This window comes from Pseudomonas sp. BS-2016, from assembly GCF_001806145.1.
In the GTDB taxonomy this organism is placed as follows: domain Bacteria; phylum Pseudomonadota; class Gammaproteobacteria; order Pseudomonadales; family Pseudomonadaceae; genus Aquipseudomonas; species Aquipseudomonas lundensis.
The window spans coordinates 1-2263 of the sequence record NZ_MLCT01000082.1 but is presented as its reverse complement, the minus strand read 5'-3'; the positions used below and the strand labels follow the sequence as shown (position 1 = coordinate 2263).

The following is a 2263-nucleotide window of genomic DNA, read 5'->3' as shown; positions in this document are numbered from 1 at the left end:
TTGCTCACCGATGAAGAAATGGCCCTGGGTGTCGAAGGTTGGCGCCAGCTACCCGACCCGTTTGGCCCTTGGTACGAGCAGGTCGCCTGATGCTGGCCCCGGTCATTCCCCTACGCCCTGTCATCCGCCAAAGCTGTGGAGAAACGCCGCTGGCGCTGTCCGACATCCTCAATGATGGCGTCAACCTGGCGATCTGGCAGCGCCAATTGCCCCTGCATATCGCCGAGTTTGGCGCTTTGCTGGTGGCGCTCAATGAACCGTTGGCCGAGTCCTTGGTGGTCGAGTTGGCTAGCGAAGACGCCGTGCCGAACTTGCAAGGTTTTGCGTCCAGCTGTCGCGATCTTGAAGGCTACGATGGGTTTATCGCCGATGTGTCGTGGCTGGTCAGTGCATTCGCCTGCCTGTTGGGCGCCAAGCGCATCGGCGTGCGTTTACGGCTATTGGACAAGGCCATGTGTCCGCGTTTTCACGTTGATCACGTGCCGGTTCGGCTGATCACCACCTACGCCGGTATCGGAAGCCAATGGTTGCGCGAAGGCGTTATGGACCGGCGCAGATTGAGCCAGGCGGATGCCGAGCCCACTGAGCGCATCGAGCAGATCCATTGCGGTGAAGTGGCGCTGCTTAAAGGCACCAAATGGCACGGCAATGAAGGACATGGGCTGATCCACCGCTCGCCAGCGCTCAAGGCCGATGAGCGACGGTTGATCCTGACGCTGGATTGGCTGACATAACCGCGTAGGATCAAACGCTCTACACGGCCTGAACGATGCCTCTCATGTTGCAGAACATTCCTACCCATGTGATTGCAGGGCCCTTGGGCGCCGGCAAGACCAGCCTGATCAAGCACCTGCTTGCCCAGCGCCCGGCCAACGAGCGCTGGGCGGTGCTGATCAACGAGTTCGGCCAGATCGGCCTGGACGCAGCCCTACTCGCACAAGACGATGACGGCATCGCCTTGGGCGAGGTGGCTGGCGGCTGTTTGTGCTGTGTGAACGGTGCACCGTTCCAGGTAGGGCTGGGCCGCTTGTTGCGTAAGGCTAAGCCGGACCGGTTGTTTATCGAGCCCTCAGGCTTGGGCCATCCGGCGCAATTGCTCAAGCAACTGCGGCACGCACCATGGCAAGACGTGCTGGCCGTGCAGCCTTGCGTGCTGGTACTCGATGCCCAGGCGTTGGCGGCGGGCAGGCCGTTGCCGCAGGCACAACAGGAGGCGTTGGCCAGTGCCGGTCTGCTGCTGTTGAACAAGGACGAGACGCTGACTGCGGTGCAACGTCAGGCGATTGAAGCGCAATTACCCGATTGCCCGCTCCATTGGACACGCCAGGCGCGATTGCCACTCGACCAGTTGCCTGGTTTGAAAGCGCAGGCCCAAGTAGCGGTGGATAATCTCGGCGTGCCTGAAGCGGTGGGGCAAATGCCGGCGATCTGGAGTGACCCTGGGTTGCCGATCTGTCTGAGTCAGGGCCAGGAGGGCGGCTGGAGCATTGGCTGGCGCTGGCACCCAAGCCAGCGATTCGATGTCAGCCGTCTGCATCAGTGGCTATCGAGTATCGACTGGCGCCGTGCCAAATTGGTCATCCACAGCGTTGACGGTTGGGTGTCCGCCAACGCTGTGGATAACAGCCCACTGCACTGGCAACCCAGCGCTTGGCGGCGCGATTCACGTGTTGAGTTGATCTTCAGCGCACCACAGGACGTGGCCGCATTGCAAAGCGCCCTGGCAGCCTGCCGTTACTGATGTTTCTTGCTGGCGTGGTCCTGGCGCCACTGGCTCAATTCGATGATCTCGGCGCTGGGCAGCGGCTCCTTGGTTTCGAACGGGTAGGGCGCCAGTTCGATCTGCGCGCTGTGGGCGCCGAATTGGGTGATGACCCCGGCATGCCGGGTTTCGCCGGTCACCGTGAACTCGAAATTATAGATACGCGCCAGGCGTCGGCGGCCATTGGCATCCTTGACGAAACCGATGCGTTTGAGCGCCACGGCACCGTCAAGCAGCTCGATATCGAGCTTGGCGCAATGCTGCTTGACCCGCGCCAGCGCCCGTTCGCGCAGGCCGTGGTTGTGCCAAACCCAGGCGGCGCCGGTGGCCAGCAGCATCAAGACGAAGATGTTTCCCAGGGTCAGCATTCCATGAACTCCAACAAAGTGAGCGCAGCTTAACTGTGTCGCCGGTCTGTCGTACAGGCTGCGTTTAGTCGCATACTGCTCGGCCAGAAATTCAACGGTTTTACGGAAATCTCCCGCATGAAACGTACACCTC

3 protein-coding genes are annotated in these 2263 nt (G+C 61.1%); 2 read left to right on the top strand and 1 reads right to left on the bottom strand.

Annotated elements, in window-relative coordinates; translation table 11 throughout:
• The first annotated feature begins 89 nt into the window (after positions 1-89).
• Together BKD70_RS22430 and BKD70_RS22425 are read left to right on the top strand one after the other, a co-directional pair.
• Positions 90-734: a DUF1826 domain-containing protein gene (locus tag BKD70_RS22430; RefSeq protein WP_070415423.1), complete on the top strand. Its 645-nt coding sequence runs from the start codon at positions 90-92 to the stop codon at positions 732-734.
• Between the two features lie 44 nt (positions 735-778).
• Positions 779-1741, top strand: coding sequence for a GTP-binding protein (locus BKD70_RS22425; RefSeq protein WP_070415422.1), 963 nt, complete (start codon positions 779-781; stop codon positions 1739-1741).
• On the opposite strand, the gene BKD70_RS22420 is transcribed toward BKD70_RS22425, so the two are convergent.
• On the bottom strand, positions 1735-2130 hold the full coding sequence (locus tag BKD70_RS22420; protein ID WP_003195752.1) for a DUF3301 domain-containing protein: 396 nt from the start codon (positions 2128-2130) through the stop codon (positions 1735-1737). The two genes, BKD70_RS22425 and BKD70_RS22420, sit on opposite strands and share 7 nt — an antisense overlap.
• Positions 2131-2263: the final 133 nt, after the last annotated feature.

Coding starts and splice junctions, on each gene's coding strand:
- BKD70_RS22430 (WP_070415423.1), top strand. CDS start 90: ATGCTGGCCCCGGTCATTCCCCTACGCCCTGTCATCCGCCAAAGCTGT.
- BKD70_RS22425 (WP_070415422.1), top strand. CDS start 779: ATGTTGCAGAACATTCCTACCCATGTGATTGCAGGGCCCTTGGGCGCC.
- BKD70_RS22420 (WP_003195752.1), bottom strand. CDS start 2,130: ATGCTGACCCTGGGAAACATCTTCGTCTTGATGCTGCTGGCCACCGGC.